At 53.0% G+C, this 26347-nt stretch carries 26 protein-coding genes and 2 tRNA genes; 11 read left to right on the plus strand and 17 right to left on the minus strand.

What is annotated here, in order from left to right:
• The first annotated feature begins 219 nt into the window (after positions 1-219).
• Entirely contained in the window at positions 220-2331 is a 2112-nt protein-coding gene (locus ACFQ1Z_RS06260; protein WP_379056407.1) for a putative bifunctional diguanylate cyclase/phosphodiesterase, read from the plus strand.
• Between the two features lie 47 nt (positions 2332-2378).
• Here the strand turns inward: ACFQ1Z_RS06260 and ACFQ1Z_RS06265 are convergent, their stop codons facing one another.
• Complete coding sequence (locus ACFQ1Z_RS06265) at positions 2379-3590, minus strand: RDD family protein (protein ID WP_379056409.1); 1212 nt, start codon at positions 3588-3590, stop codon at positions 2379-2381.
• Between the two features lie 212 nt (positions 3591-3802).
• Between ACFQ1Z_RS06265 and ACFQ1Z_RS06270 the strand changes: the two genes are divergently transcribed.
• Both ACFQ1Z_RS06270 and ACFQ1Z_RS06275 read left to right on the plus strand, forming a co-directional pair.
• Positions 3803-4552, plus strand: a complete 750-nt coding sequence (locus ACFQ1Z_RS06270) for an Lcl C-terminal domain-containing protein (protein ID WP_379056410.1) — start codon at positions 3803-3805, stop codon at positions 4550-4552.
• A 19-nt stretch (positions 4553-4571) separates the two neighbouring features.
• Positions 4572-5408, plus strand: a complete 837-nt coding sequence (locus tag ACFQ1Z_RS06275) for a PEP-CTERM sorting domain-containing protein (RefSeq protein ID WP_379056411.1) — start codon at positions 4572-4574, stop codon at positions 5406-5408.
• A gap of 189 nt (positions 5409-5597) precedes the next feature.
• On the opposite strand, the gene ACFQ1Z_RS06280 is transcribed toward ACFQ1Z_RS06275, so the two are convergent.
• The 10 genes from ACFQ1Z_RS06280 to ACFQ1Z_RS06325 form a co-directional block, all read right to left on the minus strand.
• Positions 5598-5674, minus strand: a tRNA-Pro gene (locus tag ACFQ1Z_RS06280).
• Between the two features lie 106 nt (positions 5675-5780).
• On the minus strand, positions 5781-6212 hold the full coding sequence (locus tag ACFQ1Z_RS06285; protein ID WP_379056413.1) for a MerR family transcriptional regulator: 432 nt from the start codon (positions 6210-6212) through the stop codon (positions 5781-5783).
• 30 nt (positions 6213-6242) lie between these two features.
• Positions 6243-6557, minus strand: a complete 315-nt coding sequence (locus ACFQ1Z_RS06290) for an integration host factor subunit alpha (protein WP_055826063.1) — start codon at positions 6555-6557, stop codon at positions 6243-6245.
• Positions 6558-6716: 159 nt separating this feature from the next.
• Positions 6717-9065 (minus strand): phenylalanine--tRNA ligase subunit beta, encoded by a 2349-nt coding sequence (pheT, locus tag ACFQ1Z_RS06295; protein ID WP_379056414.1) that lies wholly within the window; start codon positions 9063-9065, stop codon positions 6717-6719.
• 190 nt (positions 9066-9255) lie between these two features.
• On the minus strand, positions 9256-10257 hold the full coding sequence (gene pheS / locus ACFQ1Z_RS06300; protein WP_379056415.1) for a phenylalanine--tRNA ligase subunit alpha: 1002 nt from the start codon (positions 10255-10257) through the stop codon (positions 9256-9258).
• Between the two features lie 83 nt (positions 10258-10340).
• Positions 10341-10700, minus strand: a complete 360-nt coding sequence (gene rplT, locus ACFQ1Z_RS06305; protein ID WP_379031113.1) for a 50S ribosomal protein L20 — start codon at positions 10698-10700, stop codon at positions 10341-10343.
• 10 nt (positions 10701-10710) lie between these two features.
• A complete protein-coding gene (rpmI, locus tag ACFQ1Z_RS06310; RefSeq protein ID WP_019881750.1) occupies positions 10711-10908 on the minus strand; it encodes a 50S ribosomal protein L35 in 198 nt (65 codons plus the stop codon).
• Positions 10909-11010: 102 nt separating this feature from the next.
• Complete coding sequence (gene infC / locus ACFQ1Z_RS06315; RefSeq protein WP_449288888.1) at positions 11011-11595, minus strand: translation initiation factor IF-3; 585 nt, start codon at positions 11593-11595, stop codon at positions 11011-11013.
• Positions 11596-11635: 40 nt separating this feature from the next.
• Positions 11636-13558: a threonine--tRNA ligase gene (gene thrS, locus ACFQ1Z_RS06320; RefSeq protein ID WP_379056416.1), complete on the minus strand. Its 1923-nt coding sequence runs from the start codon at positions 13556-13558 to the stop codon at positions 11636-11638.
• A 210-nt stretch (positions 13559-13768) separates the two neighbouring features.
• Positions 13769-13845: transfer RNA gene (locus ACFQ1Z_RS06325), tRNA-Val, on the minus strand.
• A 109-nt stretch (positions 13846-13954) separates the two neighbouring features.
• Between ACFQ1Z_RS06325 and ACFQ1Z_RS06330 the strand changes: the two genes are divergently transcribed.
• Positions 13955-14623, plus strand: coding sequence for a 2OG-Fe(II) oxygenase (locus ACFQ1Z_RS06330; RefSeq protein ID WP_379056417.1), 669 nt, complete (start codon positions 13955-13957; stop codon positions 14621-14623).
• A gap of 74 nt (positions 14624-14697) precedes the next feature.
• Here ACFQ1Z_RS06330 and ACFQ1Z_RS06335 read toward each other — a convergent pair whose 3' ends face one another.
• The 4 genes from ACFQ1Z_RS06335 to ypfJ form a co-directional block, all read right to left on the minus strand.
• Positions 14698-15885, minus strand: a complete 1188-nt coding sequence (locus tag ACFQ1Z_RS06335; protein ID WP_379056418.1) for a lytic murein transglycosylase — start codon at positions 15883-15885, stop codon at positions 14698-14700.
• Between the two features lie 71 nt (positions 15886-15956).
• Positions 15957-16790 (minus strand): NAD-dependent epimerase/dehydratase family protein, encoded by an 834-nt coding sequence (locus tag ACFQ1Z_RS06340; protein WP_379056419.1) that lies wholly within the window; start codon positions 16788-16790, stop codon positions 15957-15959.
• 30 nt (positions 16791-16820) lie between these two features.
• Positions 16821-17435, minus strand: a complete 615-nt coding sequence (locus tag ACFQ1Z_RS06345; RefSeq protein ID WP_379056420.1) for an NUDIX domain-containing protein — start codon at positions 17433-17435, stop codon at positions 16821-16823.
• A gap of 19 nt (positions 17436-17454) precedes the next feature.
• Positions 17455-18300, minus strand: coding sequence for a KPN_02809 family neutral zinc metallopeptidase (gene ypfJ, locus ACFQ1Z_RS06350; RefSeq protein ID WP_379056421.1), 846 nt, complete (start codon positions 18298-18300; stop codon positions 17455-17457).
• A gap of 94 nt (positions 18301-18394) precedes the next feature.
• On the opposite strand from ypfJ, the gene ACFQ1Z_RS06355 reads away from it, so the two are divergent.
• The 7 genes from ACFQ1Z_RS06355 to ACFQ1Z_RS06385 are packed head-to-tail and all read left to right on the plus strand — an operon-like array spanning position 18395 to position 24027.
• Entirely contained in the window at positions 18395-18988 is a 594-nt protein-coding gene (locus tag ACFQ1Z_RS06355; protein WP_379056423.1) for a riboflavin synthase, read from the plus strand.
• Positions 18988-20097, plus strand: a complete 1110-nt coding sequence (gene ribBA, locus ACFQ1Z_RS06360) for a bifunctional 3,4-dihydroxy-2-butanone-4-phosphate synthase/GTP cyclohydrolase II (protein WP_379056424.1) — start codon at positions 18988-18990, stop codon at positions 20095-20097. The genes ACFQ1Z_RS06355 and ribBA overlap by 1 nt, the downstream gene beginning before the upstream one ends.
• The gene (locus ACFQ1Z_RS06365; protein WP_379056425.1) at positions 20094-20699 is read left to right on the plus strand and encodes a YqgE/AlgH family protein; all 606 of its coding nucleotides are present in this window, start codon (positions 20094-20096) and stop codon (positions 20697-20699) included. Before ribBA ends, ACFQ1Z_RS06365 begins: the two co-directional genes overlap by 4 nt.
• Entirely contained in the window at positions 20692-21195 is a 504-nt protein-coding gene (gene ruvX / locus ACFQ1Z_RS06370) for a Holliday junction resolvase RuvX (protein WP_379056427.1), read from the plus strand. Before ACFQ1Z_RS06365 ends, ruvX begins: the two co-directional genes overlap by 8 nt.
• A 12-nt stretch (positions 21196-21207) precedes the next feature.
• Complete coding sequence (gene pyrR / locus ACFQ1Z_RS06375) at positions 21208-21756, plus strand: bifunctional pyr operon transcriptional regulator/uracil phosphoribosyltransferase PyrR (protein WP_379056429.1); 549 nt, start codon at positions 21208-21210, stop codon at positions 21754-21756.
• Between the two features lies 1 nt (position 21757).
• Positions 21758-22714: an aspartate carbamoyltransferase catalytic subunit gene (locus tag ACFQ1Z_RS06380; protein WP_379056431.1), complete on the plus strand. Its 957-nt coding sequence runs from the start codon at positions 21758-21760 to the stop codon at positions 22712-22714.
• Positions 22711-24027 (plus strand): dihydroorotase, encoded by a 1317-nt coding sequence (locus ACFQ1Z_RS06385; protein WP_379056433.1) that lies wholly within the window; start codon positions 22711-22713, stop codon positions 24025-24027. The genes ACFQ1Z_RS06380 and ACFQ1Z_RS06385 overlap by 4 nt, the downstream gene beginning before the upstream one ends.
• Positions 24028-24101: 74 nt before the next feature.
• On the opposite strand, the gene ACFQ1Z_RS06390 is transcribed toward ACFQ1Z_RS06385, so the two are convergent.
• Positions 24102-25262 carry a PilT/PilU family type 4a pilus ATPase gene (locus tag ACFQ1Z_RS06390; protein ID WP_379056434.1) on the minus strand — a complete coding sequence of 387 codons (1161 nt, stop codon included), beginning with the start codon at positions 25260-25262 and terminating at the stop codon, positions 24102-24104.
• An 8-nt stretch (positions 25263-25270) separates the two neighbouring features.
• Positions 25271-26314: a type IV pilus twitching motility protein PilT gene (locus ACFQ1Z_RS06395; RefSeq protein ID WP_379056436.1), complete on the minus strand. Its 1044-nt coding sequence runs from the start codon at positions 26312-26314 to the stop codon at positions 25271-25273.
• Between the last annotated feature and the right edge of the window lie 33 nt (positions 26315-26347).

The following is a 26347-nucleotide window of genomic DNA, read 5'->3' on the forward strand; positions in this document are numbered from 1 at the left end:
AACTTGCTGGCGGGGCTGGATCAACGATCTGGTTAAATTTGCTGGCAAGGTAAATAGCAGCAGATTAAATGTTACCCTAAGTATCTTTATGGGCTTAATATCTTTTAGACTTATACAGGAAATCCGGGGGGATGTCATGACTTCAGCTTGCGCGTTTTACCATGCTCCTCACTACGTTGTTTTAGCCGTTGCTTTGAATTAAATGAATTACCTGGAACCATGCAATTTTTCCAAAACTTAAGTATTCAATCCCGACTGCTGTTACTGGTGATTGCGCCGGTATTCGCTTTATCCTGTTTCTTCCTGCTATTTGATTTTCAGGAGCAATTGAAGAGCGATGAAGACAAGCTGGGCCAGCATGCGCTGACCACTGCCAAATTCCTGTCTGCTGTTGTGCATAACCAATCTGAGCTGCATGGCCGCCCTTATATTGAAAGACTGCTCAAAGCCAGCCAGCTAAACCGCGAACCTTATCTTTCACTGATGATCGCCGATGCGGATAAACGCCCGCTGGCTCAACTTGGTGCCTCTTTCATAGTGAACGAATCATTACCACAGCAGGATACCCAGGTGATGCAACAGGCCACGCACGACGTGACCATGGTGAAGATATTCTCTAATGAAGCCAAACACGCGCTGCTCGGTTTCGTGTTTGTGGCCATTGATAAAGCGGCGATGATAGAAGATCATCGTCAGGCTTTTATCCGCAACATAGGTTACATCACCCTGGCCCTTATGCTGTGTTCAGTGCTGGTGTGTCTGGTCAGCCGCTCTATCAGCCGGCCCATCCGCGAAATGACAGCCGCGCTCAAGCGATTTATGCTGGGCAACCAGCACCTGAGCCAGGTTAAAAACAGCCTGCCGGAGATTCATTCGCTGCAAACCACTATCAACGAGATCTCCAGGGAGATGCAGCATGTAGAAGCCGACATGCGCCACCGCATCCAGGACGCCCAGGCGCAATTGCGTTACCAGGCACGCCACGATGCCCTGACCGGCCTGGTCAATCGCCAGGAACTGGAAAGACGTCTGCAACAGGCGCTGGAAGATGTTAAACAGCACAAAGCGAATCATGTGTTCTGCTACATGGACCTGGACCAGTTCCGCGTCATCAACGATACCTGCGGCCACCCGGCTGGCGATGAGATGCTCAGGCAGATCAGCATGATACTGAGTCAGCGCATTCGTGCCGAAGACACGTTTGCCAGGCTGGGCGGCGATGAATTCGGTTTGTTGCTCAGCTATTGCCAGGTTGAAAAAGCGATCGAGATCGCAGCGCAGCTACGCCAGATGGTGGAAGCTTTCAGGTTCATGCATGAAGGCCGCTTGTTCCAGACCGGGATCAGCATAGGTATCGTTGAAATCACTGCCGACCTCAAAGATGTCGGCCAGGTCACCCGCCATGCCGATGCCGCCTGCTATGTCGCCAAAGACAATGGCCGCAACCAGATCCACCTGTTCCACCCTGAAGATGACGTATTACTCAAACGCCACGTTGAAATGGAATGGGTATTACGCATCAACGAAGCCATAGAGCACAATGACTTTGTATTGTATTGCCAGGGGATATTCCCCATGCAGCAGAAAGAGCTGCCACCGTTTTACGAGATCCTGATCCGCAAACGCGACGAGAATGGCGGCATCATCCCGCCCGCGGAGTTCCTGCCTTCCGCCGAACGCTACCAGTTGATGGCCAAGATAGATCGCTGGGTGATACAGCACGCATTCATGGCACTGCAGCCACTATTTAAAACGCAATCGGCCACCAAGCCTTTCATCGTCAGCATCAACCTGTCCGGCATGTCACTCGGTGACCCTACCCTGCTGCCGTATATTAAAAACTGCTTTGCCAACTATGAGATATCGCCCAGCCATGTCTGTTTCGAGGTCACAGAAACCTCTGCCATCATCAATATAGACAACACCATCAAACTGATCACAGAACTCAAAACCATGGGCACGCGCTTCATGCTGGATGACTTTGGCAGTGGTATGTCCTCTTTCAGCTATCTCAAGCACCTGCCGGTAGACTTTCTCAAAATGGATGGCGCTTACGTCAAAGACATCACCATCAACAAGGTGGACCTGGCGATGGCCAAAGCCATACAGAGCGTGGCTGAATCCATGAGCATACAAACCATAGCCGAATATGTAGAAGACCAGGCCACTCTGGATTGCCTGGAAGAAATGGGCGTCGCCTTTGCCCAGGGCTTTTACCTCAACCGGCCCGCCCCGCTGAGTGAAGCACTCTCGCGCCACTTTGCCAGCCACAATAGTGCACCAAAGCTAAGCACCAGCCAGGCAGCCGCTGTCACTGTGATCAGCGCTTAAAGGGCCACACCCGCCCTGTTGCGTGTTTCAGCATCAGATAGCTAATGTTACAAAGCCGTTTTCCAGAGCTCGGATTTCAGCTTATCAACCATGGCATCTGAGTACTCGTAAGGCCTGGATTGAATGCTGACTATCCGCCACACCCGGTCTTCATTATGGATAAGCTCGACCCTGAACCGGTTATTTTTATCATCCAGCATAGCCCCCCAGCCTTGCCAGCGCTGGTTCACTCCCTTGAGGTCATAAGTACCGCCATTCCAGAACTGCATATTCTGTGATGCATTGTGGATAAATACCTGTACATATTGTTCCAAAGTGATCCCTGGCACCTCCTCCACCGCAAAAACGATCACCGCATGTTGAGCTTGTTCAGTAAACATGTAAAAAGTCTGGCCTTCTGGATTCTTTTTCTCACTACTGCCCCAAATTGAATTGATAGTGGCTCTATTGTTGGTGACCGGATTAATCCAGTGATAGTTTGCTGCAACCCCGCTATGCCTGACTTGAAACTCTTTCTCCTTGAAATTCAGGTAAAGCACCACCGCAAACAAGCTGACAAACAGGATAGTAAACAGCAACCATTTCCATACGGCTAATGGCCTTGCTTTCACAGCAAAGTCACCGGCAAGATCGTAGCTGGCTGCCTCGCCCTTTTTTAGCCTGCCAAATTGCTTAGACATGGTGAAAAGATTTATTAATGGCAAACCAAATGCTAACCCACTGCCCCATAAGGAAAAGTTTCGCTTTAGGTATTCACGTGAGGTCAGTGGCAGATCGATATTTTTCACCACCTTTATACCTAGTATGGCTTTACCCGGCGTATTGCCAAAAAAATGGTAAAGAACAGCATCCAGGACCAGCCCGAATGGCAAGTAGATGATGCCGATCAGGTGGGCGTTAGCGTTATTGACGAACTCGATGAAAGTGCTGGAAACCTGGCCCAGAATATAACCGGACACAAAGGTCACAATGAGCAACTCCAGCCATAGATCAAAGATCCTGGCGAAATAACGCTGCCAGCGACCTGCCGTTGTGTATATCAGAGGCGGCGCAACCGGCTTTAAATCAGCCGAGGGCGGGATCACATGCTTGAGAAATGCCAGCTCGCGGATCTCTGCAAATGGCTGCCACGAAGCGTAACCCTCTCTCCATAGCAAAGTCTGGTGACTGATCTTGCCTGACTGCAGAAGTGCCACCAGTGCATCCTCTTCAACTGGCCCGATATTTTTATTGTTTTCTGAATACCACCAAGCTGTCATTTTTAATCCAACCCTTATTTTTTGACGACTATAGCAGTTAGCTAATTCTTGCAAAAGCATCTTCATATTGATAACTCAGCCGCGAAATCCATCAACAAAGCGCAAGCCAACACTAGTCCGTTAGAACTAGCAGAAATAGATATTTTGTCATTAGAAAAATGTTTAATAGGAGGCTAGTTTAGAACAATACTAATTAATTGAGCGGTGATTCAATGTTTAAACTTTCAACCAATAGCAACATAGGAAAGAGTCTGATCAGCGGTGTGATGGCACTTGCTTCTATGCATGCGCAGGCAGAGCTGACCTCTTACCAGTCTAATGGCGTTGATTTAGTTTACAGCTCTTTGAGCGATGTCATCTGGACGAAAGATGCTAATTTAATCTATAGCATGATCAAGGATAAAGGCTTTGATAACTTGGTTAATAGTGTTATTGCTGCAAACAGTAACCGCACTTTAGGATTGAGTGCTTCAGATTTTGAAGGCGGTCCATTATCTCGATATGGAATAGTCTCTTGGTTTGGTGGTATGGCCTTTGCCAATTATCTTAATAGCATTAGTTATGGAGGAAGAAACAATTGGAGATTACCTACTGTGGCCAATACCAATACTGGCTGGGGATTAACAACTAATGACAGTGTTGGAGGAGACGAGCTAACGGAATTGTTTTATAAAGAACTTGGTGGCTCAGCCTACCAAAAACTACCCGACACGCAGATCTTTGCTAACGAGCAGTTTGACGCATATTGGACTGGAACAGAATTTGGTGCCAACTCTAATAACGCATGGTTTTTCATGAATAATGAAGGTAATCAACAGGTTCTTAGTAAAACCGCTTATAGGATGTATGCGTGGTTTGTAAGCCCCAGTCTAGCCTCAACAGTGCCTGAACCTGAAAGTATGGCGATGCTCTTTGCTGGGTTATGCTTAATCGGATATATCAACCGCCACCGTAGCGCTTAAGTCATTCAAAAAGGTCTGTATGCATTTGAAAATAAAAATAACAAGCAGAGCTTATGTTTCAGCATTGCTTTTGCTAGCAAGCTTGAGCGCTCACGCGGAGCTGACTGCATACCACTCAAGTAATGTTGGCCTGGTTTATAGCTCCGTCAGCGATGTGACCTGGACTAAAGATGCGAATCTGCTTGGCAGCATGATAAAGAGCCGCGGATTTAACACGCTAATTAATGAAATTATTGCGGCCAGTCCTATCATTACCAATACTCCAAACCAGTTTAGCCCAACTGGAGACTATGCATTGACTAGTGCAGACTTCAGTGCGATTAAGGCGGGTCATGCAACGTGGTTTGGAGCGATGGCTTTTACCAGTTATTTGAATAGCATCAATTATGGTGGGGCCGCAAACTGGCGTTTGCCTTTCATTGCTACTACGACCTTTGGCTATGACCAGCCGACCAACGGAGTCAATGCAGGAGATGAGTATCATGAACTCTTTTACCGAGAGCTTCATCATGTGGAAGGCAGCCCATGGGAGCCATACATTCCACCGCAACCTACGATTTATTTTGATAACGAAGAGCTCAGGGATGCTTATTGGACTAGCACCGAGAATGGCTATGACTGGCCTGCCTTTGGAGTGTTTAACGGCCCGCAGTCTGCATTTATATTCATAACGGAGTTAGCCGCTCAAGGTATAACTTTTAAGAATTTTCTAATCAGCACACCAACTGACAGCATAGGAAACTATGTATGGGCAGTGAGCCCGGGACGTATAGCCGTGGTGCCAGAGCCTGACAGGCTGGTGATGTTATTTGCAGGTTTAGGCTTATTAGCGATAGCTAAACGCCGCACTCAGTAAGAGTATCACCATAAAATCTAAAGGCTGGGAAACCAGCCTTTATTGTTTAAAATTAGCACTAAAAGCTTAACTGATTGATTAGTATTAATACCTTGCTGGATTCGGCTTTACCGGCAGTGAAGTGTAAGAGGAACTGCTTACGTTCTGCTCATTGAAGAAAGCTGAATTTCGCTAGATAGTGTGATTGATTGGTCGGGACGGAGTGATTCGAACACTCGACCCCTTGCACCCCATGCAAGTGCGCTACCAGGCTGCGCTACGCCCCGACATTTGATCCCAGGCGGGAACCCGCCTGAAAAGAAGGCTGAATTATAAAACAAAACCGCATATTCGCTAAGCAGAATATGCGGTTTTGTGTATTTGCAAGGCAGATCAGGCGGCGACTTTGAGCAGGTTGATCACCTGTTGTATCTGCTGTTTGAGTGCCTCGATATCGACAGCAGGTAATCTTGCTGCTTGGTCTGCCAGTGCCGCTGTATTCAGGGTGGATGCAGTGGCAGATTCGGCTGCCAGGCGACCGGCTTTATCGGCCTTTTCTTCCACGCCATCCAGGCGATTGCGCGCGCCGCTGATGGTAAAGCCTTGCTCGTACAGTAACTCGCGGATCTTGCGGATCAGCAGCACTTCGTGATGCTGGTAGTAGCGGCGATTGCCACGGCGTTTGACTGGTTTCAGCTGGGTGAATTCTTGTTCCCAGTAACGCAATACGTGCGGCTTCACGCCGCACAATTCACTGACTTCACCTATGGTGAAATAGCGTTTGGCAGGGATAGGCGGTAACGTGATTTTTTGCGCTTCGACCATGTCTGGATATTAGTTATGCTTGATATTTGGTTACGCTTGGGCTTGCAAAGGTTGTTCGGCGTAATGCTCTTCTACACGTAATTTCAATTTCTGGCTGGCATGGAAAGTCACCACGCGGCGGGCTGAAATCGGTATTTCTTCACCTGTTTTCGGGTTACGGCCCGGGCGCTCGGATTTGGTACGCAATTCAAAATTACCGAAACCGGAAAGTTTGACGCTATCTCCGTTTTCCAGTGCATTACGGACTTCTTCAAAAAACGCTTCTACCATGTCTTTGGCTTCACGTTTGTTCAGTCCGACTTGTTCAAACAACAAATCCGCCAAGTCAGCTTTTGTGAGTGTCATTAATGATCCCCTGAACCTTCTTATTATGTGAAACGACGCTAGTATTGAATCTACTGATTCTTTGGGTTTGATCCAAAGATAAATACCCAGCGAATATACCAGATACTATCTGGAAACTTCTGACACCGATTCGAAAATTATCTGTAAATTATCCGAAAACTATCGTAGCGATGCAGAAAAATTAGATGACCAGTTTTTGAGGATTTGTGCCACGATAGCATCCACTTCCTCATCGACCATGGTTTTGCCAGTATCTTGCATAAGTACAAGAAATGCAAGGCTTTTTTTGTTTTCTGGCACGCCTTTACCCTGATAAACATCAAACAATTTTACTGTTTGCAGCTGCGGAATTTTCTCGGCAATAATGGCATTTATCATGTCTTGTGCCGAGATATTTTGCTCGACCACCATGGCCAGGTCGCGCCTAACCGGCAAGAATTTACTTACCTCCTGATAAGCCGGAACCTGACTGCGCTGTATGGCATTTGCATCGATCTCAAACAGGAAACAGGCCTGGTTGAGCTGATATTGCTGTTGCCATTGCGGGTGCAGTTTACCCAGCCAGCCTACGGCCTGCTCAGCAACATAAATGCGGGCTGTCTGGCCCGGGTGCAATGCCGGATGTTGCTCAGGCACAAAACGCACCGCTTGTGCAAACAGCGCTTCTACATGTGCTTTTGCGTCATAGAAATCGAACTGGCGTGCCGCACTGCCCCATTGCTCAGGCAAGGCGTGGCCATAACATAGCCCGGACAGGGTCAGCGTTTCAATATAAGTTTGGCCCTGGCGCTGGTAGCGGCTGCCGACTTCAAATAACTGGGCACGCGTTTGCTGGCGATTGAGGTTGTAGCTCAGGGTATCGAGCAAACCGCCCCATAAACCGGAGCGCATCACGCTCAGGTTGCTGGCGATAGGGTTTTTCAGCGCGATGGCTTGCTGGTTTGCGTAGAGGTCACGCTCCCAGGCGGCATCGACAAAGCTGTAGGTGATGACTTCCTGATAGCCTTGCTGCACCATGACGTCACGCAGGTGATCAGGGTGGCGCTGGGCTTCAGGGGCGGCCAGCATGGCTAGGGATGCGACTGGCGTCAGGGCCGGGATATGCTCGTAGCCATGCAGACGCGCCACTTCTTCTATCAGGTCTTCTTCACGCGCGATATCAAAGCGGAAGCTAGGTGCACTGACCTGGAATACGCCGTCTGTTTCACTATAGGCGAATCCGAGCTGGGTCAGCAACTGACCGACTTGGCTGGCACTGATGTCTATGCCCAGCACCGAGATCAGGCGCGCATAGCGCAAGGTCACCTGTTTGCGTTCTGGCAACTGACTGGCGCTACTAGTGATCGCGCCGGCCTTGCCGCCACAGATCTCCAGCACCAGTGCGGTTGCGCGCTCTAGCGCATTCAGGCTGTTGCCAAAATCGACCCCGCGCTCAAAGCGATAAGATGAGTCTGTACTCAGGCCCAGGCGGCGTGCTTTGCCAGCGATGGCATCAGGCGTGAAAAAAGCACTTTCCAGAAAAATAGCCTGGGTCGCATCGCTGACCGAACTAGGCTTGCCGCCCATGATACCGGCCAGTGCCACCGGACCACTGGCATCGGCGATCACCAGGTCATCCGCTTTCAGGCTGATCTCGCTATCGTTAAGCAGTAGCAGCTTTTCACCCGCCTGCGCATAACGTACCTGGATATCGCCCTGCAACAAGTTGAGGTCGAATGCATGCAGAGGCTGCCCCAGCTCGAGTAATACGTAATTGGTGATATCGACCAGCGCGCTGATACTGCGTATACCGCTGCGCTCCAGCCTGCGTATCATCCAGTCCGGCGTGGCCGCTTGCGCATTCACGCCCTCGACCACCCGGCCGTAATAGGCAGGGCATGCGTCAGCGGCAGTCACAGTGACTGCCCTGGTTTGCTGGCTGGCCACAGCCGCAGCCTGTATGGCCGGCGCCTGCATAGGCGCACCTGTCATGGCCACCACATCGCGGGCAATGCCGAGGATACTCAGGCAATCGGCACGGTTGGGGGTGAGTTTCAGGGTGTAAGTATGGTCATTCAGGGCCAGATAGTCACGGATATCCTGGCCTACCGGTGCGTCGGCTGGCAGTTCCAGGATGCCATTGGCTTCAGCGGCGATGCCCAGCTCTTTGGCTGAACACATCATGCCGAATGATTCCACACCACGCACTTTGGCCTGCTTGATGCTGATGCCTGGCAACTCGGCGCCGACCAGCGCACAAGGCGCTTTCAGGCCGGCACGCGCATTGGCCGCACCACAGACGATTTGCAGTATCTCGCCACCGACATTGACTTTACATACCTGCAGGCGGTCAGCATCCGGATGCTTGCTGGCTTCCAGGATCTCCGCCACCACGATACGGTTAAAAGCAGGGGCGACCGCTGTCAGCTCTTCTACCTCCAGACCAGCCATAGTCAATGCGTGACCCAGTTGCGCGGTGTCCAGCGCCGGATTGACCATAGAGCGTAACCATTGTTCTGAAAACTGCATATTTTTTCTTACCTATCTGATATAGAAAACATGGTGTGCGCGGCTAAGCGGGTAAATGGCTGCGTTACGCGGTACTCGAAACCAAGCTGTACTTTATGTACTGTCTTGATTGCTGCGTTGCGTGCGCCTTGCACTTTATCCCGCTCGCTTACTTATTTCATGTTTCCTCAGGTTTAAAAGTGACGGGCGATTATTTAATAAACTGCTGCAAAAAGCGCAGGTCATTATTAAAGAAATGGCGTAAATCATTGACGCCATAGCGCAGCATGGCCAGGCGCTCCACGCCCAGGCCAAAGGCAAAACCGCGATATTTCTCGCTATCGATATTCACGTGCTTGAGCACCTCAGGATGCACCATGCCGCAACCACCGATCTCCAGCCAGCCGCCGTTCCAGCTCATATCCATTTCGGCAGAAGGCTCGGTAAACGGAAAGAATGACGGACGGAAACGTACAGTCAGGTCATCGCGCTCAAAGAATTTCTGCAGGAAATCCTGCACCACGCCTTTCAGGTTGGCAAAGCTGATCTGCTCATCTACCCATAAACCTTCCACCTGGTGGAACATAGGTGAATGGGTAGCATCGGAATCGACACGATAAACGCGGCCAGGCGCGATGATCTTGAGCGGTGGCGTATTATCCTGCATATAATGCACTTGCACCGGTGAGGTATGCGTGCGCAGCACATGTTCCATGCTTTCGCTGCCGCTATCTACATAAAAAGTGTCATGCATGGCGCGCGCCGGATGATTATCAGGAATATTCAGCGCGGTGAAATTATAAAAATCAGTTTCTATCTCAGGGCCATTGGCCACGCTAAATCCTATAGAGTGAAACAGTTGTTCTACGCGGCGCAAGGTCAGGGTCACCGGGTGCAAACCACCCGCAGACTGCGCACGCGCAGGCAAAGTGACATCTATGCTCTCGCTGGCCAGTTGTTTGGCTTGTTCTGCCGCCAGTATGCTGTCGCGGCGGGCATTGAGTGCCTGCTCTACCGCCTGCTTGACCACATTAATCGCAGCGCCTGCTGCCGGGCGCTCTTCGGCGGACAGTTTACCCAGGCCTTTCAAGGCTTCGGTGAGTGCGCCGGATTTGCCCAGGTACTTGGCTTTGGCATTTTCCAGTGCAGGCACATCATGACAGTTAGCAAAGTCCTGCTGCGCTTCTGCGATTAAGGGATTAAGATCGGCCATAGTTATATTTTTCTAGCAATTGTGTTTATACAGCGATTGAAATAAAAAAAAGAGGCCGCAGCCTCTTTTTTTGTTAGGTCAGACTAGGCGCTTAAACCTGATTTTGCCAATTCTACGAATTTAGCGAAAGCAGCTTTATCAAACACAGCCAGGTCAGCCAATACTTTACGGTCAACTTCAACCGCAGCTTTTTTCAAGCCATTCATGAAACGGCTGTATGTCAAACCAGCTTCACGGGCTGCAGCGTTGATACGCGCAATCCACAAAGTGCGGAACTGCCGTTTTTTCTGGCGACGGTCACGGTAAGCGTATTGACCGGCTTTCATCACCGCCTGTTTGGCAACGCGGTAAACGTTCTTACGACGGCCACGGTAGCCTTTAGCTGCTTTTAATACTTTTTTGTGTCTTGCGCGGGCTATGACGCCACGTTTTACTCTAGGCATATCGGTCTCCTTATTGTGTTGGCATCATTGCGCGAACGCGTTTGACATCAGTAGCAGAAATAATGGAAGTACCGCGCAGCTTACGTTTTTGCTTGGTGGTTTTCTTGGTCAGAATATGGCGCAAGTGAGAGTGTGTACGCTTCACTTTACCATTACCCAAGAACTTGAAGCGCTTTTTGGCGCTGCTCTTTGTTTTCATCTTTGGCATTTTGGTCTCCTTAGAGGTTGAATAGAGAGTAACTAGGCAGCCAATTTAGCCGTATTACTCCAAAAAAACTTTATGTGTTGCTTTAAACTTTTGGCGCCGAAATTATTCAGCGGCCGGTGTTTCTTTTTCAGCAGCTTTATCTGCTTTTTTCGCTACTGGCACTGCTTTTTTAGCCGGTGCCAGCACCATCACCATTTGGCGGCCTTCCATTTTAGGATATTGCTCAACCAATGCGTGCTCAGTCAGATCTGCTTCCAGACGTTTCAATAACGCCAGGCCGAATTCCTGGTGCGTGATCTCACGTCCACGGAAACGCAAAGTGATCTTTGCTTTATCACCATCGCCCAAAAAGCGGATGATATTTCTTAACTTGATGTTGTAGTCGCCATCATCGGTGCCGGGCCTGAATTTGACCTCTTTGATTTGCACCTGTTTTTGTTTCAGTTTTTGCTCATGCAGACGTTTGCTCTCGGCGTATTTGAATTTGCCATAATCCATCAAACGGCACACTGGTGGTGCTGCATTTGGTGCAATTTCAACAATATCAATATCAGCTTCTTCCGCTTTGGCAAAGGCCTCTCTCAGAGTCATCACACCTAACGGTTCGCCATCTACACCAACCAGACGCACTTGTGGCGCAGTAATATCGCCATTGATGCGTGTATCTTTATCTTGAGCTATAACAATCCCCTAAACAATAAACAAAGCCGCACGGCACCTAAGAAAATCAGACCTTGCTTCGGATGTCTTGCTGCACACGCGTTACAAACGCGTCTACCGTCATCACACCCAGATCTTCACCTTTTCTGGTACGTACGGCCACTTGACCATTTTGCATTTCTTTGTCGCCCACCACGATCAGGTATGGCAACTTTTGCAAACTATGTTCGCGTATTTTATAGGTAATCTTCTCATTTCTCAAGTCAAAATCGCAGCGTATGCCATTTTTCTTCAAACTTTCAACCACTTGGCGCACATAATCAGCCTGACCATCAGAAATATTCAGCACCATGACCTGCACCGGCGCTAACCAGGCCGGCATGGCACCGGCAAAGTTTTCAATCAGAATACCGAGGAAACGCTCCATGGAACCGACGATGGCCCTGTGCAGCATGATGGGGCGCTGACGGGAATTATCTTCAGCCACATATTCGGCGCCCAGTCGCTCTGGCAGGTTAGGGTCCAGCTGTATGGTGCCGCATTGCCACATTCGGCCCAGTGAGTCTTTGAGTGTGAATTCTATCTTGGGGCCATAAAAGGCACCCTCGCCCGGCTGGTATTCAAACTCCAGGCCGTTGGCCTTAATGGCGTTAGCCAGGGCAGTTTCAGCCATATCCCAGGCCTCTTCGGTGCCTACCCGTTTTTCCGGGCGGGTAGAAAGCTTGACGATCACATCATCAAAGCCAAAGTCTTTATAGACTTCGTACAGCATCTTGATAAAGTCGGCTACTTCGGCCTCGACTTGCGATTCCATACAAAAGATATGCGCATCGTCCTGGGTGAACCCACGAACGCGCATCAGACCATGCAGCGAGCCGGAAGGCTCATTACGGTGGCAGGAGCCGAACTCGGCCAGGCGCAAAGGAAGATCGCGGTAGCTGTGCAGGCTGCTATTGAAGATCTGGATATGGCCGGGACAGTTCATGGGCTTGACGGCGTAATCGCGGCTTTCAGATTGCGTCACAAACATATTGTCACGGTAGTTCTGCCAATGGCCGGACTTTTCCCACAGCGTCTTATCCAGCACGGTAGGTGTGCGCACTTCCTGGTAATCGTACTCTTTGAATTTGGCACGCATATACTGCTCGACTTCTTGCCAGATCACCCAGCCACGCGGATGCCAGAACACCATGCCCGGTGCATCGTCCTGCATGTGGTAGAAATCCAGTTGCTTGCCCAGCTTGCGGTGGTCGCGCTTTTCAGCTTCTTCCAGCATATGCAGATAAGCTTCGAGCTCGTCCTTGTTGCGCCAGGCGGTGCCATAGACACGCTGCAACATTTCATTATTGCTGTCGCCACGCCAGTAAGCGCCAGCCAGCTTCATCAGCTTGAACGCCTTCAGCTTGCCGGTGTTAGGCACATGCGGGCCACGGCACAAGTCGGTAAAACCACCTTCGCTATAAAGCGAAACATCCTCATTACTGGGGATGCTGGCAATGATCTCAGCCTTGTAATGCTCGTTGATGCTTTTGAAATAGGCGACCGCTTCATCGCGCGGCAACACCTTGCGCTCCACTTTTTCGTCTTTCTTGGCCAGTTCCTGCATTTTCTTTTCAATGGCGGCCAAGTCATCCGGGGTGAACGGGCGCTTGTAGCTGAAATCGTAGTAAAAGCCGTTATCGATGACCGGGCCTATGGTCACCTGCGCATCCGGGAACAGCTCTTTTACCGCATAAGCCAGCAAGTGGGCGGTGGAGTGACGGATCACATCCAGGCCTTCGTCGTTTTTATCGGTAATGATGGCGAGGTCTACATCCTGTTCTATCAGGTAGCTGGTATCCACCAGCTTGGCTGCCTGCCCTGGGTGCGTGACTTTACCTGCCAATGCGGCTTTTGCCAGACCGGCACCAATATTCATCGCGACATCAGCCACGGTCACCGACTGCTCAAAGCTTCTGGTAGACCCATCAGGCAAGCGTATTACAGGCATGTATCTCTCTCACTCAGGTTAAAATCGCTATAAAAACAAGCGCATGGCGCCTAGTTTATAGCCAAACAAACATTATCGCACAGCGCGTGAAAAGTCTGCAACGGAACTAGGCCCAGATACTGACCACACCGCGGACAAAAAGCCCATACAAACCCGCTACAAACAAAAAAGCCACCTGGTTGGGGTGGCTTTAATATCTGCTTTAAAATCTGGTAGTCGCGAATGGACTCGAACCATCGACCCCCACCATGTCAAGGTGGTGCTCTAACCAGCTGAGCTACGCGACTATAAAACTCACAGTCATGCTTAAAACAGCCATGCTGCAAATCAATAAGGTTGCGCATTCTATCCGAAAGCAGAACTATAGGCAATGGTATACGCCTTATAATAATCGCCATGAATCATATACACCCCACCCCTGCCCTGCTGCCTGAGGACATGGCTGATGCCTTGCTGGATAGCCTGACTCAGCAGCACTACTGCGTGATAGACCACTTTATTGCTGACGATGTGATGGCAAGCCTGCGCGAACTGGCGCTGGCACGTCAGCAGGCAGGGGCCATGCGCCAGGCAGGCACCAGCAGAGCCGCCGTCACCAACCCTGACCTGCGCGCTGACCAGATCGCCTGGCTGGATGAAGATGATGCGCACCCGGCTGTACGTCACTATTTTGGTTTGCTCAGCGAACTGCAACAGCTGCTGAACAGACAGCTGATGATGGGGCTGGACCATGTGGAAACGCATTTTGCCATCTATCCGGCCGGCTCATCCGGCTATGCCACGCATATAGACCAGTTTCACCAGCATAGCCCGGGTGCGACGGCCAGCAGCCGGGCACTGACCCTCATCATCTACCTGAATGAGCACTGGCCGCCTGAGGCTGGCGGAGAATTACGTTTATATACCGGCCAGCACGCAGCAGCGCCTTTGCCAGAGGCCGAGCACATCGATATTGCACCGCTAGGCGGCAGGCTGGTGTTGTTTTTATCGGACAGGTTCTGGCATGCCGTGCGCCCGGCGACCCAGGCGCGCGTGAGTGTAACTGGCTGGTTCAAGACCCGTTAAGCCGTGCGAGTCCTACTGTCTGCTTAAAGCTAAGGACTGTGGGCTGAGCTGAGCGCTTTGGGCCGAGCTAAGCTTTATGGGCTGACAGTCTCATTGAAGACCGGCTCTGCCGTCAGGCGGTTGAATATGGCCATTCCAGGATAACCATCCTGGGGCAGCTTTTGTGTAGACTGGTAACGGCGTATCGCCGCCTGGGTCTTGCCACCGGGGAAGCCATCAGGCGTGCCGCTGTCAAACCCTCTGGCATTCAGCGCTTCCTGCAATGCCCACATCTGCTGGTAACTGAGCGCTGGCGGTTCCGGCGGCATCGCCAGGGTATAGATCTCCTGCTTTAACTGCTGGCTCAGCAGGCTCACGCTCAGCGCATAATTCACCGAACGGTTCCACTGCATGACGACATCAAAGTTGGGGAAAACCATATAAGCCGGGCCATCAAAACCCTGTGGCAGGATGATAGCTGCCTGCGGCAGGCTGATCGCACTCTCGGGCACACCAACCACCCCCAGCTTCACCCATTCTCTGACCGGCTTGTTGAGCTGCAATTGGGCCAGGCTGTAATCAAAGCCTGGCGGCAGTGCCACCTGCTGGCTGATAGGCTGGCCCGCCTGCCAACCCGCCTGTGACAGATAGTTGGCGGCCGAACTGAATATATCCGGGTAAGAGCCCCAGATATCTATCTTGCCATCTGCATCCGCATCCACACCATATTTGAGCAATGTGCTGGGCATAAACTGCATATGCCCGGTCGCACCAGCCCACGAACCGGTGACCGGGCTGTCATAACGCTGCTCGCGCTCGACCACGCGCATCAGGTTGAGTAATTCGCGCTTGAAAAATTCGGCACGCCGCCCTTCATAAGACAAGGTAGCCAGCGCCGAGGCAAGTGGAATATCGCCCATATAGCCGCCAAAATTTGTTTCCAGCCCCCAAAATGCCACCAGCACCTCTTTCGGCACCTGGTATAACTCTTCAACTACGTACAACACGCCCTGGTAATCTTGCAGCATCTGCTTGCCTTTATTGACCACGCGCTGGTTGATACGGCGATTCACATAGGCAGAAAAACTGGTGACGAATTCCGGCTGTTTACGGTCCAGCTCTATCACTTTGGGCAGGTAACTGACCTGGCTAAGGGTGATATCCACGGCTTGCGGCGCAATCTGTAAAGCCAGCGCCTCCTGCCTTAACGCCGCTACCCAGGCTTGAAAGCCTTCGCCGTCATCAGCGCTGGTCAGCGCGCTGCTTAACAGCAGCCCGCTCATAAGTAATACTTTTATGGTTGCGGTAAATTTTTCGCGCATGCACGAGTGAGTCAAGGTCGAGTGAATAATGTTCATGAGCGATGGTCCGCCAGTATCGCGGCATAGCCTGCCTGATAATCGGCAAACTGCAACTTGAAACCGCTTTGCGGCAAAAACTGGTTGGTGATGCGCTTGCCCGATTGCGGCTGCATGGGCGGCGTATCCGGCAGCGGCACCCGCAACTGGCCTGCCATCCACTGTAATACCTCGTGCTGCAAGGCCGGCACACCATCTGTCACTATGCAATGCGCGGGCAGTACTAGGCCACTGGCCAGCAGTTCGTACATATGCACCACGGCGCGCGCCACATCCAGCTCATGAATACGGTTAGTCCAGTGCGCCTGTTTTGGCCAGCGTGCCTTATCCTGCACAGCCCGCAACAGATATAAACGTTGCGGACCATAAATGCCGGACACACGCAAGGCAGAGTGCCCGCATGGCAGGTCATACAGCAGGCGTTCGGCTTCCAGCATGACCTGCCCGTCGGCATCGGCGGGCGCTACGGCGGTACTGTCATCAATGAATTCGCCCTGATGTTCACCATAAATACCGGTGCTGGAGATAAAAAACACATGGCGTAACGCCGTTTTAGACACCTGGGCCAGGACGTTTTTCAGACCCTGCACATAGGTTTGCTGATAAGACTGCCCCTCTACCGGCGCCAGACAATACAGCAGGATCTCGGGCTGCAATCCAGCCAGCGCCGTTAAAGCCTCATCGTTCACCACATCCAGGTGCAACACCTGCGCGCCTTCCGGCACTGCCTGCCTGGAACGGCGCACTATAGTCAGTTCATGGCCGTGGCTGAGGGTTTGCTGCGCGATCAAACTACCTAAACCACCACAACCTATCTGTAATACTTTCATGCATGACTTTCTTTAAACTGAATCCTGGCTTTAAACACTGAATCCTGGCAACGGCTGCTGACGCAGATAGCGCTCAGCCAGCAACATGGCACCCATGGTTTTACTATCGGTGATCTCCCCGGCGCTGATCGCCTGCATCACCTGTGCAAATGGCCAGACAAACACATCCATCGCTTCATCTATATCTCTGGCGTGGTCACCCAGGGTCAGGCCTGTGGCCAGGTAAATATGTATCACCTCATTCGAGTAACCTATACATGGATGCTGCACCCCGAGCTTGACCCACTCATACGCACGGTAACCGGTCTCTTCCAGCAGCTCGCGTTGCCCGGTCTGCAATACCGGTTCGCCGTGATCTATCTTACCGGCCGGTAGTTCTATGAACACCTGTTTGAGCGGATAGCGGAACTGGCGTTCCAGCACCACACCACCATCTGCAGTCAGCGCCACTACCACCACTGCGCCAGGATGGGTGACATATTCACGGCCACTGACGGTGCCATTCGGCAAACGCGCCTGGTCATAGCGCACGGTGAGCATTTTGCCCTGCGCCAGGATTTCGCTGGAAATTGTGGTTTCGATCAAGTGCTTGTCATCTGCATGCTCGCCGGCAGATGCGGGTGAAGAATTACCTTGTTGGGTCATACCTTGAATTCCATACCGCCTATACTGATTTTTTGAATGTATTGCAGTCGTTGACACTGCCGGATTGCAGCCCGGTTTTGAACCATAGCACGCGTTGCTCGGCGCTGCCGTGGGTGAAACTGTCAGGCACGGCATAACCGCGCGCCTGTTTTTGCAAGGTGTCATCGCCTATGGCAGTCGCTGCCCGCAGCGCTTCTTCAATATCGCCATCTTGCAGGATGCGGAACTGCTGGTTGGCATGGTGTGCCCACACGCCGGCGTAACAGTCGGCCTGCAACTCCAGCTTGACCGAATAAGCGTTGGCAGCCGCTTCAGAGCCCGCCTGTTGCCTGGCTTGCTGCACTTTTTGCGAAATGCCGAGCAGGTTTTGTACGTGGTGACCGACTTCATGCGCGATGACATAGGCCTGGGCAAAATCGCCGGGCGCCTTGAAACGCTGTTGCAGCTCCTGGTAAAAACTCAGGTCTATATACACTTTCTGGTCAGCCGGGCAATAAAACGGGCCCATGGCGGCCTGGCCCTGGCCGCAGGCGGTCTGCGTGGCGCCACCAAAGATCTCCAGATTGGGCGCGCTGTACTGCTGGCCTGCCGCAGTGAATATGGTTTGCCACACCTGTTCGGTACTCCACAACACTTTAGAGACGAACTTCACATTAGGGTCATTGCTATCCGCAGGCGGTGCTGAAGTCTGCACAGCGGGCTGCCCCTGTTGCGCAAGGTTCAATACCAGGTTGGGGTCTACGCCAAAATACATCGCCACCAGCGCAATGGCGATGGTGCCTATGCCTATACTGCGGCCACCGATCAGGCCGCGACCACGGCTGTCTTCTACATGCTGACTGTCTTCCAGATCATCTAAACGCATATGCTCACCCGACCAGGTAGGAAAAAGTATTGGGTTATGAAAAATGTTGCGGGAATGTGGTTACTTTAGCATGCAGCACTGATAAAATCACACCATGTTCACAGGGATTATTCAAACCGTCGGCCATATCGCCGACGTAGTCAACCACGGCGACGATTGCGCATTACGTATCCAAGCTTCCGATTTAGGCCTGCAAGATGTACAGCTGGGCGACAGCATCGCCGTCAATGGCGTCTGCCTGACCGTGACCAGCCTGGAGCAAAACACTTTCGAAGTCATGGCCTCTAAAGTCACGCTGGACGTGACCACCGGTCTGGGCAAGCCTGGGCCGGTCAACCTGGAGAAAGCCTTGCGGCTGGCTGACCGGCTGGGCGGCCACCTGGTGACCGGCCATGTCGATGGCGTAGGCACCATCACCGCGCTGGAGCCGGTAGGCGTGAGCTGGCTGCTCAAAGTGCGCGCGCCGCATGCGCTGAGCAAATATATCGCCCAGAAAGGCTCATTATGCGTGAACGGCGTCAGCCTGACGGTGAACGCCATCAGCGACGACGAAGCCAGCATCAACCTGATCCCGCACACCATGCAACACACTATCATGCAGTTTGCCAAACCCGGAGACGCAGTGAACCTGGAAATTGATTTAATCGCGCGCTATGTTGAGCGCATGCAAGCCTGGGAGCAGGAGTAATGTCGGCACAGATCAGTACTATTGAAGCAATCATTGCCGACATCCGCGCCGGAAAAATGGTTATCCTGGTGGATGACGAGCACAGGGAGAACGAAGGCGACTTTGTGATTGCTGCCGAATTCGTCACCGCAGAACATATCAACTTTATGGCCAAGTATGGCCGTGGCCTGATCTGCCTGACGCTGACAGAACAACGTTGCCGCCAGCTCAACCTGCCACCCATGACCCGCAAGAACGGCACCCGTCTGGGCACTAATTTCACGGTATCTATCGAAGCGGCAGAGGGTGTCACCACCGGCATTTCCGCCGCCGACCGTGCCACCACCATACGCGCGGCCATCGCCAAAAACGCCAATGCCAGCGACATTGTCAGCCCTGGCCATATCTTTCCCATAGGCGCAATGAATGGTGGCGTGCTGGTGCGTGCCGGACACACGGAAGCGGGCTGCGACCTGGCGCAACTGGCCGGCTGCGAGCCTGCCAGCGTCATCTGCGAGATATTGAAAGATGACGGTGAAATGGCGCGCCTGCCGGATCTGATGCAAGTGGCGGCCGAACACGATATACGTATAGGCACCATCGCCGACCTGATCCATTACCGTGCGGCGCATGAGACCCTGATAGAACGCAGCGCCGAGCGCAAGATTGAAACCGCTTTCGGGCCCATGCAGCTGATCGCCTACCGCGACAATATCGCCCAGGAGACCCACCTGGTGCTGGTCAAAGGCGACCCGCAAACTGCCGCAGAGACCCTGGTGCGCGTGCATGAGCCTTTGTCCATGATAGACCTGCTCGACAGCAGCCATCAATCGCATAGCTGGAACTTGTTGCAGGCCATGCGCACCATCAGCAATGCGCCGTGTGGCGTGATCGTGCTGATCAACCACGATGAGGATGGCCTGGGGCTGACCGACCGCATTCTGCGTGCAGACCAGAAGATCACCCTTAATCAGGAATTGCGCAATTACGGCATAGGCTCGCAGATATTGCTCAACCTGGGCGTGAAAAAGATGCGCCTGATGGCTGCACCGCGCAAAATGCCAAGCATGGATGGTTTCGGCCTGGAAATCACCGGCTACCTCAGCGAAGATGAAACGCCACCACTATGAGTGAACATACCCCTTTGTCTGCGAGCAGCGAACGGCTGAACCTGACTGGCCAGATCCTGATCGCCATGCCGGCCATGCAAGACCCCTATTTCAGCAAAAGCGTGATATTGATCTGCAGCCACGACGATGATGGCGCCATGGGCATGATACTCAACCACCCCCTGCAACTGAACGTAGGCGACCTGTTTGAGCAACTGGATATGCCCTGCGACGCCCCGCACCAGCAGGACAGGCTGGTGCATTTTGGCGGGCCGGTGCAGGTGGAGCGCGGCTTTGTGCTGCACACGCCGGCCACAGAATTCAACACCACCCTGGGTTTGTCCGCCGGGCTGGCCATGACTTCTTCCAAAGATATCCTGGAAGCAGCCGCCCGCGATGAAGCACCGCAGGATATGTTTATCGCCCTCGGTTATACCGGCTGGTCATCCGGTCAACTCGAAAACGAGATCCAGGCCAATGCCTGGCTGACCTTGCCGCTGGAAGACAGCGAACATCTGCATAAACTCATCTTCAGCCTGCCTAACGATGACAAAGTGTTATGGGCCATGCAGCAACTGGGGGTGGATTATGCCACCCTGTCCGAGGTGGCAGGGCATGCCTGAAGCGCTCAAGCACGGCAAGCAACCCCTGAATCAAAGCCATCTGCCTATCAGAGAACGTCGCTACCCTGACCTTAGCGGCACTGTGCTCGCGTTTGACTTTGGTGAAAAACGCATAGGCGTAGCGGTGGGCGAGACCCTGCTCAGCCTGGCCCACCCGTTGCTGACTATAGACGCAGAAGAGAATGCCGCAAAATTTGAGCAGATCGCCGCGCTGTTGCAGGAGTGGCAACCGGTGTTGCTGATCGTTGGCCTGCCCATGACCATGGATGGCGACGCCCACGCCATGACTGCGCTGGCACAAAAATTCGCCCAGCGCCTGGAAGGCCGTTTCAACCTGCCGGTGATGATGATAGATGAACGCCTGAGCTCGGCCGAAGCCGCGCAATCACTGCGTGAGGCAGGCATTACCGGCCGCGCGCAAAAACAACATTTGGACCAGGTTGCCGCACAAACTATATTACAATCTTACTTTGACGCCTATCACTCACGTTCATAGCACAGGACCCTCATGATACTGCCTGACCCCGAACAGTTACTGGATCAGCTTTACGACCAATTAAAACCGCGCATCAATGACAACACCGCCCTGGTCGGCATTTACACCGGCGGCGTGTGGCTGATGGAAAAACTGTTGCAGCGCCTGCAGAACGACCTCGGCCGCGACATTGCGCATGGCAAACTGAATGCCTCCATGTACCGCGACGATTACGCCAGGCGCGGCATGAAAACCACCGTCCAGCCCGGCCATATCCCTTTTGATGTCAATGACAGGCATATCATCCTGGTCGACGATATTTTTTACACTGGCCGCACCGTGCGCGCAGTCATCAACGAATTGTTTGATTATGGCCGTCCCGGCCTGATAGAACTGGCGGCACTGATCAACCGCGGTGGCGCACAATTACCTATACGTCCCAACATGGTCGGTGCCGATATTCCACTGCAGCCGCACCAGGCTTTCGAACTTTCCATCAACACGCAGGGGCGTTTGCACCTGAGCGTGACAGAGACCCAGCCAGCCGAAGCCTCTCCTCCTGCAGATAATGGAGCCAATTAACATGTATAACCCGCAACTGAACGCGCAGGGGCAACTACAACACTTGCTCAGTATCGAAGGCCTGCCCAAACGCATACTGACGGACATCCTCGATGCCGCCGAGAACTTTGTCGGCGTGGCTGAACGCGAGATCAAGAAAGTGCCGCTGCTGCGTGGCAAAACCGTGTGCAACCTGTTTTTTGAGAACAGTACCCGCACCCGAACCACCTTTGAGATCGCCGCCAAACGGCTATCTGCCGATGTGCTCAACCTCAACGTCAGCACCTCATCGCAATCCAAGGGCGAGACCATACTTGATACGGTCAACAACCTGATCGCCATGCACGCGGACATGTTTGTGGTACGCCACCAGCAAAGTGGTGCCGCACACTTTATTGCGCAGCATGTGCCGCCGCACATCAGCGTGATCAATGCCGGTGATGGCCGCCACGCGCACCCTACCCAGGGCCTGCTGGATATGTTCACTATCCGCAAATACAAGCCCGAGATGCATAACCTGCGTGTCGCTATCGTCGGTGATGTGCTGCACTCGCGCGTGGCGCGCAGCGAGATCCATGCGCTGGCGACGCTGGGTGTGCCCGAGATACGCGTCATCGCCCCGCGCACCCTGTTACCTGCCGAAGTAGAAAAGCTGGGTGTGCAGGTCTACCACAATATGGATCAGGGCCTGAAAGATGTCGATGTTATCATGATGCTGCGCCTGCAGAATGAACGCATGTCTGGCGCCCTGCTGCCGAGCACGCAGGAATTTTTCCAGACCTTTGGCCTGACCCCGGAGCGGCTGACACTGGCCAGGCCGGATGCGATAGTCATGCACCCTGGCCCTATGAACCGCGGGGTCGAGATCGACTCCAGCGTGGCGGATGGCAAACAATCTGTCATTCTGCCGCAGGTCACATATGGCATTGCGGTGCGCATGGCCGTGATGGCTATCCTGGGGGGAGGTAACGCCGCATGAATATAGTCATCAAACAAGGTCGCCTGATAGATGCCAGCCAGCAACTGGACACAGTCCAGGATATTTATATCAGCGAAAACAAGATAGTCGCCATAGGCGAAGCACCGTCAGGGTTTAAAGCAGAGCAGACGCTGGATGCCCATGGCAAGTGGGTGCTGCCCGGCCTGGTCGACCTGTGCGCCCGCCTGCGCGAGCCCGGCAGCGAATACAAGGCCACCCTGCTCAGTGAACTGCGTGCGGCCATGGCCGGCGGCGTCACCAGCCTGGCCTGCCCGCCGGATACCGACCCGGTACTGGATGAACCCGGCCTGGTTGAAATGCTCAAGCACAGGGCCAAGTCGCATGCGCTGGCGCATGTTTACCCGCTGGGTGCCGTCACCCGCCAGCTGCAAGGCCATTTGCTGACAGAAATGTACGCCCTGACTGCTGCAGGCTGCGTCGGCTTCTCGCAGGCAGATACGGCGATCGTAGATACACAAGTACTGTGGCGCGCATTTGAATACTCAGCCACCTTCGGCTACACGCTATTCATGCGTGCCGAGGACCCCTACCTGGCCAAGAATGGCGTGGCCCATGATGGCGAAGTCGCTTCCAGGCTGGGCCTGAAAGGCATCCCGGTGGCGGCGGAAAGCATCGCCCTGCAAACCATGCTGCGCATAGCGCAAAACACCGGCGCCAATCTGCATATCGCACGCGTTTCAACAGCCGAATCTGTAGAACTGATACGCCAGGCCAAGCAGGCCGGCGGCAGTATCACTGCAGATGTCAGCATACAACACCTGCACCTGACAGAAATGGATATAGGCTTTTTTGACAGCATGGTGCACCTGAAACCACCGGTACGCACCCAGCGTGACCGCGATGCGCTACGCGCCGGCTTGCTGGATGGCACACTGGATGCCATTTGCTCAGACCATACCCCGGTAGACGACGATGCCAAAGCCGTGCCGTTTGCCGAATCGCACCCGGGTGCTTCTGCGCTGGAATTACTACTGCCGCTGACACTGAAATGGGCCGCGCAAGCCAAGCTCGCACCTGCGCAGGCCCTGCTCAAGATCACGCAGGCACCTGCCCATATCCTCGGCATCTCCGCCGGCACTTTGCAGGTGGGCGCCACTGCCGATGTGGTGATCTACGACCCTGAAGTCGAGTGGCGTGTAGAGAGCCGCGTATTGGTCAGCCAGGGCAAGAACACGCCTTTCCTTAACCAGTCATTGTCCGGCAAAGTGTCAGCCACCATCACCAGCGGTGAACTGGTGTTTCAGCAGGAAACCTTGCAGCTAGGCGTGCAGCCAGCCATACACGCGGTTTAAAAACAACAGGCACTCGCTCATACTATTGAGCGAGGGCCTGCTAATCTGCGCGGCATAGCGCCTAAAGAATTACCTTATAAAATATCCAGATTGGATATCCTGTTCTGATCGGGGTTCTCAGGATTAGGGATCTTGCTGTTCAGCTTGATTTTCAGCCTTAAGTCATTCACCGAATCGGCATTGCGCAAGGCATCGTCATAGGTGATCTTGCTTTCTTCATATAACTCGAATAATGCCTGGTCAAAAGTTTGCATGCCCAGCTCGCGTGATTTGGCCATGATCTCCTTGATCGCGTGCACATCACCTTTATAGATCAGGTCCGAAATCAGCGGTGAATGCAGCAATACTTCCACCGCTGCCACGCGGCCGCTGCCATCCACTTTGGGGATCAAGCGTTGAGATGCGATACAACGCAGGTTGAGCGAGAGGTCCATCAGCAATTGCTGGCGGCGCTCTTCCGGGAAAAAGTTGATGATGCGGTCCAGCGCCTGGTTGGTGCTGTTGGCATGCAGGGTGGCCAAGCACAAATGGCCGGTTTCCGAGAAAGCGATCGCATAATCCATGGTTTCGCGGTCGCGTATCTCGCCTATCATGATCACGTCCGGCGCCTGGCGCAGGGTGTTTTTCAGCGCCGCGTGCCAGTTTTCGGTATCTACCCCGACTTCACGCTGGGTGACTATGCAGTTTTTATGGCCGTGAATGAACTCCACCGGGTCTTCAATGGTGATGATATGGCCGTAACTGCTCTCGTTTCTATGGCCGAGCATGGCTGCCATCGAAGTGGATTTGCCTGAGCCGGTGCCACCGACAAAGATCACCAGGCCGCGTTTGGCCATCATCACTTCTTTAAGTACCGGCGGTAATTGCAGGTCCTCAAATTTGGGGATATTGGTATTGATGACGCGGAACACCAGCCCGGTTGCGCTACGCTGTATAAATGCATTGACGCGAAAACGGCCCACGCTGGACATGCTGATGGCGAAATTGCATTCACGGGTTTCCCTGAACTCCTGCGCCTGCTTGTCATTCATCACTGCGCGTGCGATATCGGCAGTTTGCTGGGTATTTAGCGTTTGCGATGAGACTGGGGTCAGCTTGCCGTCTATCTTCATCGCTGGCGGAAAACCGGCGGTGATAAACAAGTCTGACGCCTTTTTGGTCACCATCAGCTTGAGCAGGTCGTTGACAAACTTTTCTGTCTGCGCCCGGTCTGCGCCAGTGTCTATATTATCCATGCTATGTTTTATCCGATGATAGAGTCGCGGTTGGCAGCTTTGGTGCGCGCTTCACCGGCACTGATGATATTGCGCTTGACCAGGTCCTGAAGGTTCTGGTCCAGTGTCTGCATACCCACGCTTTGCCCGGTCTGGATGGCAGAATACATCTGCGCGATCTTGTTTTCGCGGATCAGGTTACGGATCGCCGGCGTGCCTATCATGATCTCATGCGCGGCAACGCGGCCTTGCTCATCCTTGGTTTTACACAGTGTCTGCGAGATCACCGCGCGCAATGATTCTGACAGCATGGAACGCACCATCTCTTTTTCAGCAGCCGGGAACACATCGACCACCCGGTCTATGGTCTTGGCAGCAGAGCTGGTATGCAGGGTACCGAACACCAGGTGGCCGGTTTCAGCCGCAGTCAGCGCCAGGCGTATAGTTTCCAGGTCGCGCATCTCGCCGACCAGGATCACGTCCGGGTCTTCACGCAAGGCCGAACGCAAGGCGTTATCAAACGATTGCGTGTGCGGGCCGACCTCACGCTGGTTGACCAGCGATTTTTTGGAGCTATGCACAAATTCGATAGGGTCTTCCACGGTCAGGATATGCGACATCTGCGTTTCATTGATGTAGTCGACCATGGCCGCCAGGGTAGTGGATTTGCCGGAACCGGTAGGCCCGGTCACCAGCACGATACCGCGCGGGGTATCGGCCAGGTCTTTAAACACCCTGGGCGCATTTAATTCTTCCAGTGTCAGCACCTTGCTGGGAATGGTACGGAACACGGCACCGGCACCGCGTTGCTGGTTGAAGGCGTTGACCCGGAAACGGGCCAGATCAGGGATCTCGAACGAAAAATCGCATTCCAGCTTTTCTTCAAACACCTTGCGCTGCGTATCATTCATGATGTCGTACAGCATGCGATGCACTTCGGCATGATCCATCTCGGGCAGATTGATCTTGCGGATGTCGCCATGCACACGGATCATAGGCGGCAAGCCGGAAGACAAATGCAAGTCGGACGCTTTATTTTTGACCGAGAACGTCAATAAATCTGAAATATCCATCATTCACTCCAGTGATTATTTATATAATGTTAT

Source organism: Methylophilus luteus, from assembly GCF_042676265.1.
GTDB classification, from domain to species: domain Bacteria; phylum Pseudomonadota; class Gammaproteobacteria; order Burkholderiales; family Methylophilaceae; genus Methylophilus; species Methylophilus luteus.

What these genes read in the sequence shown, in the direction of transcription:
- ACFQ1Z_RS06260 (WP_379056407.1), top strand. Translation starts at nt 220, where the DNA reads ATGCAATTTTTCCAAAACTTAAGTATTCAATCCCGACTGCTGTTACTG.
- ACFQ1Z_RS06265 (WP_379056409.1), bottom strand. Translation starts at nt 3,590, where the DNA reads ATGACAGCTTGGTGGTATTCAGAAAACAATAAAAATATCGGGCCAGTT.
- ACFQ1Z_RS06270 (WP_379056410.1), top strand. Translation starts at nt 3,803, where the DNA reads ATGTTTAAACTTTCAACCAATAGCAACATAGGAAAGAGTCTGATCAGC.
- ACFQ1Z_RS06275 (WP_379056411.1), top strand. Translation starts at nt 4,572, where the DNA reads ATGCATTTGAAAATAAAAATAACAAGCAGAGCTTATGTTTCAGCATTG.
- ACFQ1Z_RS06285 (WP_379056413.1), bottom strand. Translation starts at nt 6,212, where the DNA reads ATGGTCGAAGCGCAAAAAATCACGTTACCGCCTATCCCTGCCAAACGC.
- ACFQ1Z_RS06290 (WP_055826063.1), bottom strand. Translation starts at nt 6,557, where the DNA reads ATGACACTCACAAAAGCTGACTTGGCGGATTTGTTGTTTGAACAAGTC.
- pheT (WP_379056414.1), bottom strand. Translation starts at nt 9,065, where the DNA reads ATGCAGTTTTCAGAACAATGGTTACGCTCTATGGTCAATCCGGCGCTG.
- pheS (WP_379056415.1), bottom strand. Translation starts at nt 10,257, where the DNA reads ATGGCCGATCTTAATCCCTTAATCGCAGAAGCGCAGCAGGACTTTGCT.
- rplT (WP_379031113.1), bottom strand. Translation starts at nt 10,700, where the DNA reads ATGCCTAGAGTAAAACGTGGCGTCATAGCCCGCGCAAGACACAAAAAA.
- rpmI (WP_019881750.1), bottom strand. Translation starts at nt 10,908, where the DNA reads ATGCCAAAGATGAAAACAAAGAGCAGCGCCAAAAAGCGCTTCAAGTTC.
- thrS (WP_379056416.1), bottom strand. Translation starts at nt 13,558, where the DNA reads ATGCCTGTAATACGCTTGCCTGATGGGTCTACCAGAAGCTTTGAGCAG.
- ACFQ1Z_RS06330 (WP_379056417.1), top strand. Translation starts at nt 13,955, where the DNA reads ATGAATCATATACACCCCACCCCTGCCCTGCTGCCTGAGGACATGGCT.
- ACFQ1Z_RS06335 (WP_379056418.1), bottom strand. Translation starts at nt 15,885, where the DNA reads ATGAGCGGGCTGCTGTTAAGCAGCGCGCTGACCAGCGCTGATGACGGC.
- ACFQ1Z_RS06340 (WP_379056419.1), bottom strand. Translation starts at nt 16,790, where the DNA reads ATGAAAGTATTACAGATAGGTTGTGGTGGTTTAGGTAGTTTGATCGCG.
- ACFQ1Z_RS06345 (WP_379056420.1), bottom strand. Translation starts at nt 17,435, where the DNA reads ATGACCCAACAAGGTAATTCTTCACCCGCATCTGCCGGCGAGCATGCA.
- ypfJ (WP_379056421.1), bottom strand. Translation starts at nt 18,300, where the DNA reads ATGCGTTTAGATGATCTGGAAGACAGTCAGCATGTAGAAGACAGCCGT.
- ACFQ1Z_RS06355 (WP_379056423.1), top strand. Translation starts at nt 18,395, where the DNA reads ATGTTCACAGGGATTATTCAAACCGTCGGCCATATCGCCGACGTAGTC.
- ribBA (WP_379056424.1), top strand. Translation starts at nt 18,988, where the DNA reads ATGTCGGCACAGATCAGTACTATTGAAGCAATCATTGCCGACATCCGC.
- ACFQ1Z_RS06365 (WP_379056425.1), top strand. Translation starts at nt 20,094, where the DNA reads ATGAGTGAACATACCCCTTTGTCTGCGAGCAGCGAACGGCTGAACCTG.
- ruvX (WP_379056427.1), top strand. Translation starts at nt 20,692, where the DNA reads ATGCCTGAAGCGCTCAAGCACGGCAAGCAACCCCTGAATCAAAGCCAT.
- pyrR (WP_379056429.1), top strand. Translation starts at nt 21,208, where the DNA reads ATGATACTGCCTGACCCCGAACAGTTACTGGATCAGCTTTACGACCAA.
- ACFQ1Z_RS06380 (WP_379056431.1), top strand. Translation starts at nt 21,758, where the DNA reads ATGTATAACCCGCAACTGAACGCGCAGGGGCAACTACAACACTTGCTC.
- ACFQ1Z_RS06385 (WP_379056433.1), top strand. Translation starts at nt 22,711, where the DNA reads ATGAATATAGTCATCAAACAAGGTCGCCTGATAGATGCCAGCCAGCAA.
- ACFQ1Z_RS06390 (WP_379056434.1), bottom strand. Translation starts at nt 25,262, where the DNA reads ATGGATAATATAGACACTGGCGCAGACCGGGCGCAGACAGAAAAGTTT.
- ACFQ1Z_RS06395 (WP_379056436.1), bottom strand. Translation starts at nt 26,314, where the DNA reads ATGGATATTTCAGATTTATTGACGTTCTCGGTCAAAAATAAAGCGTCC.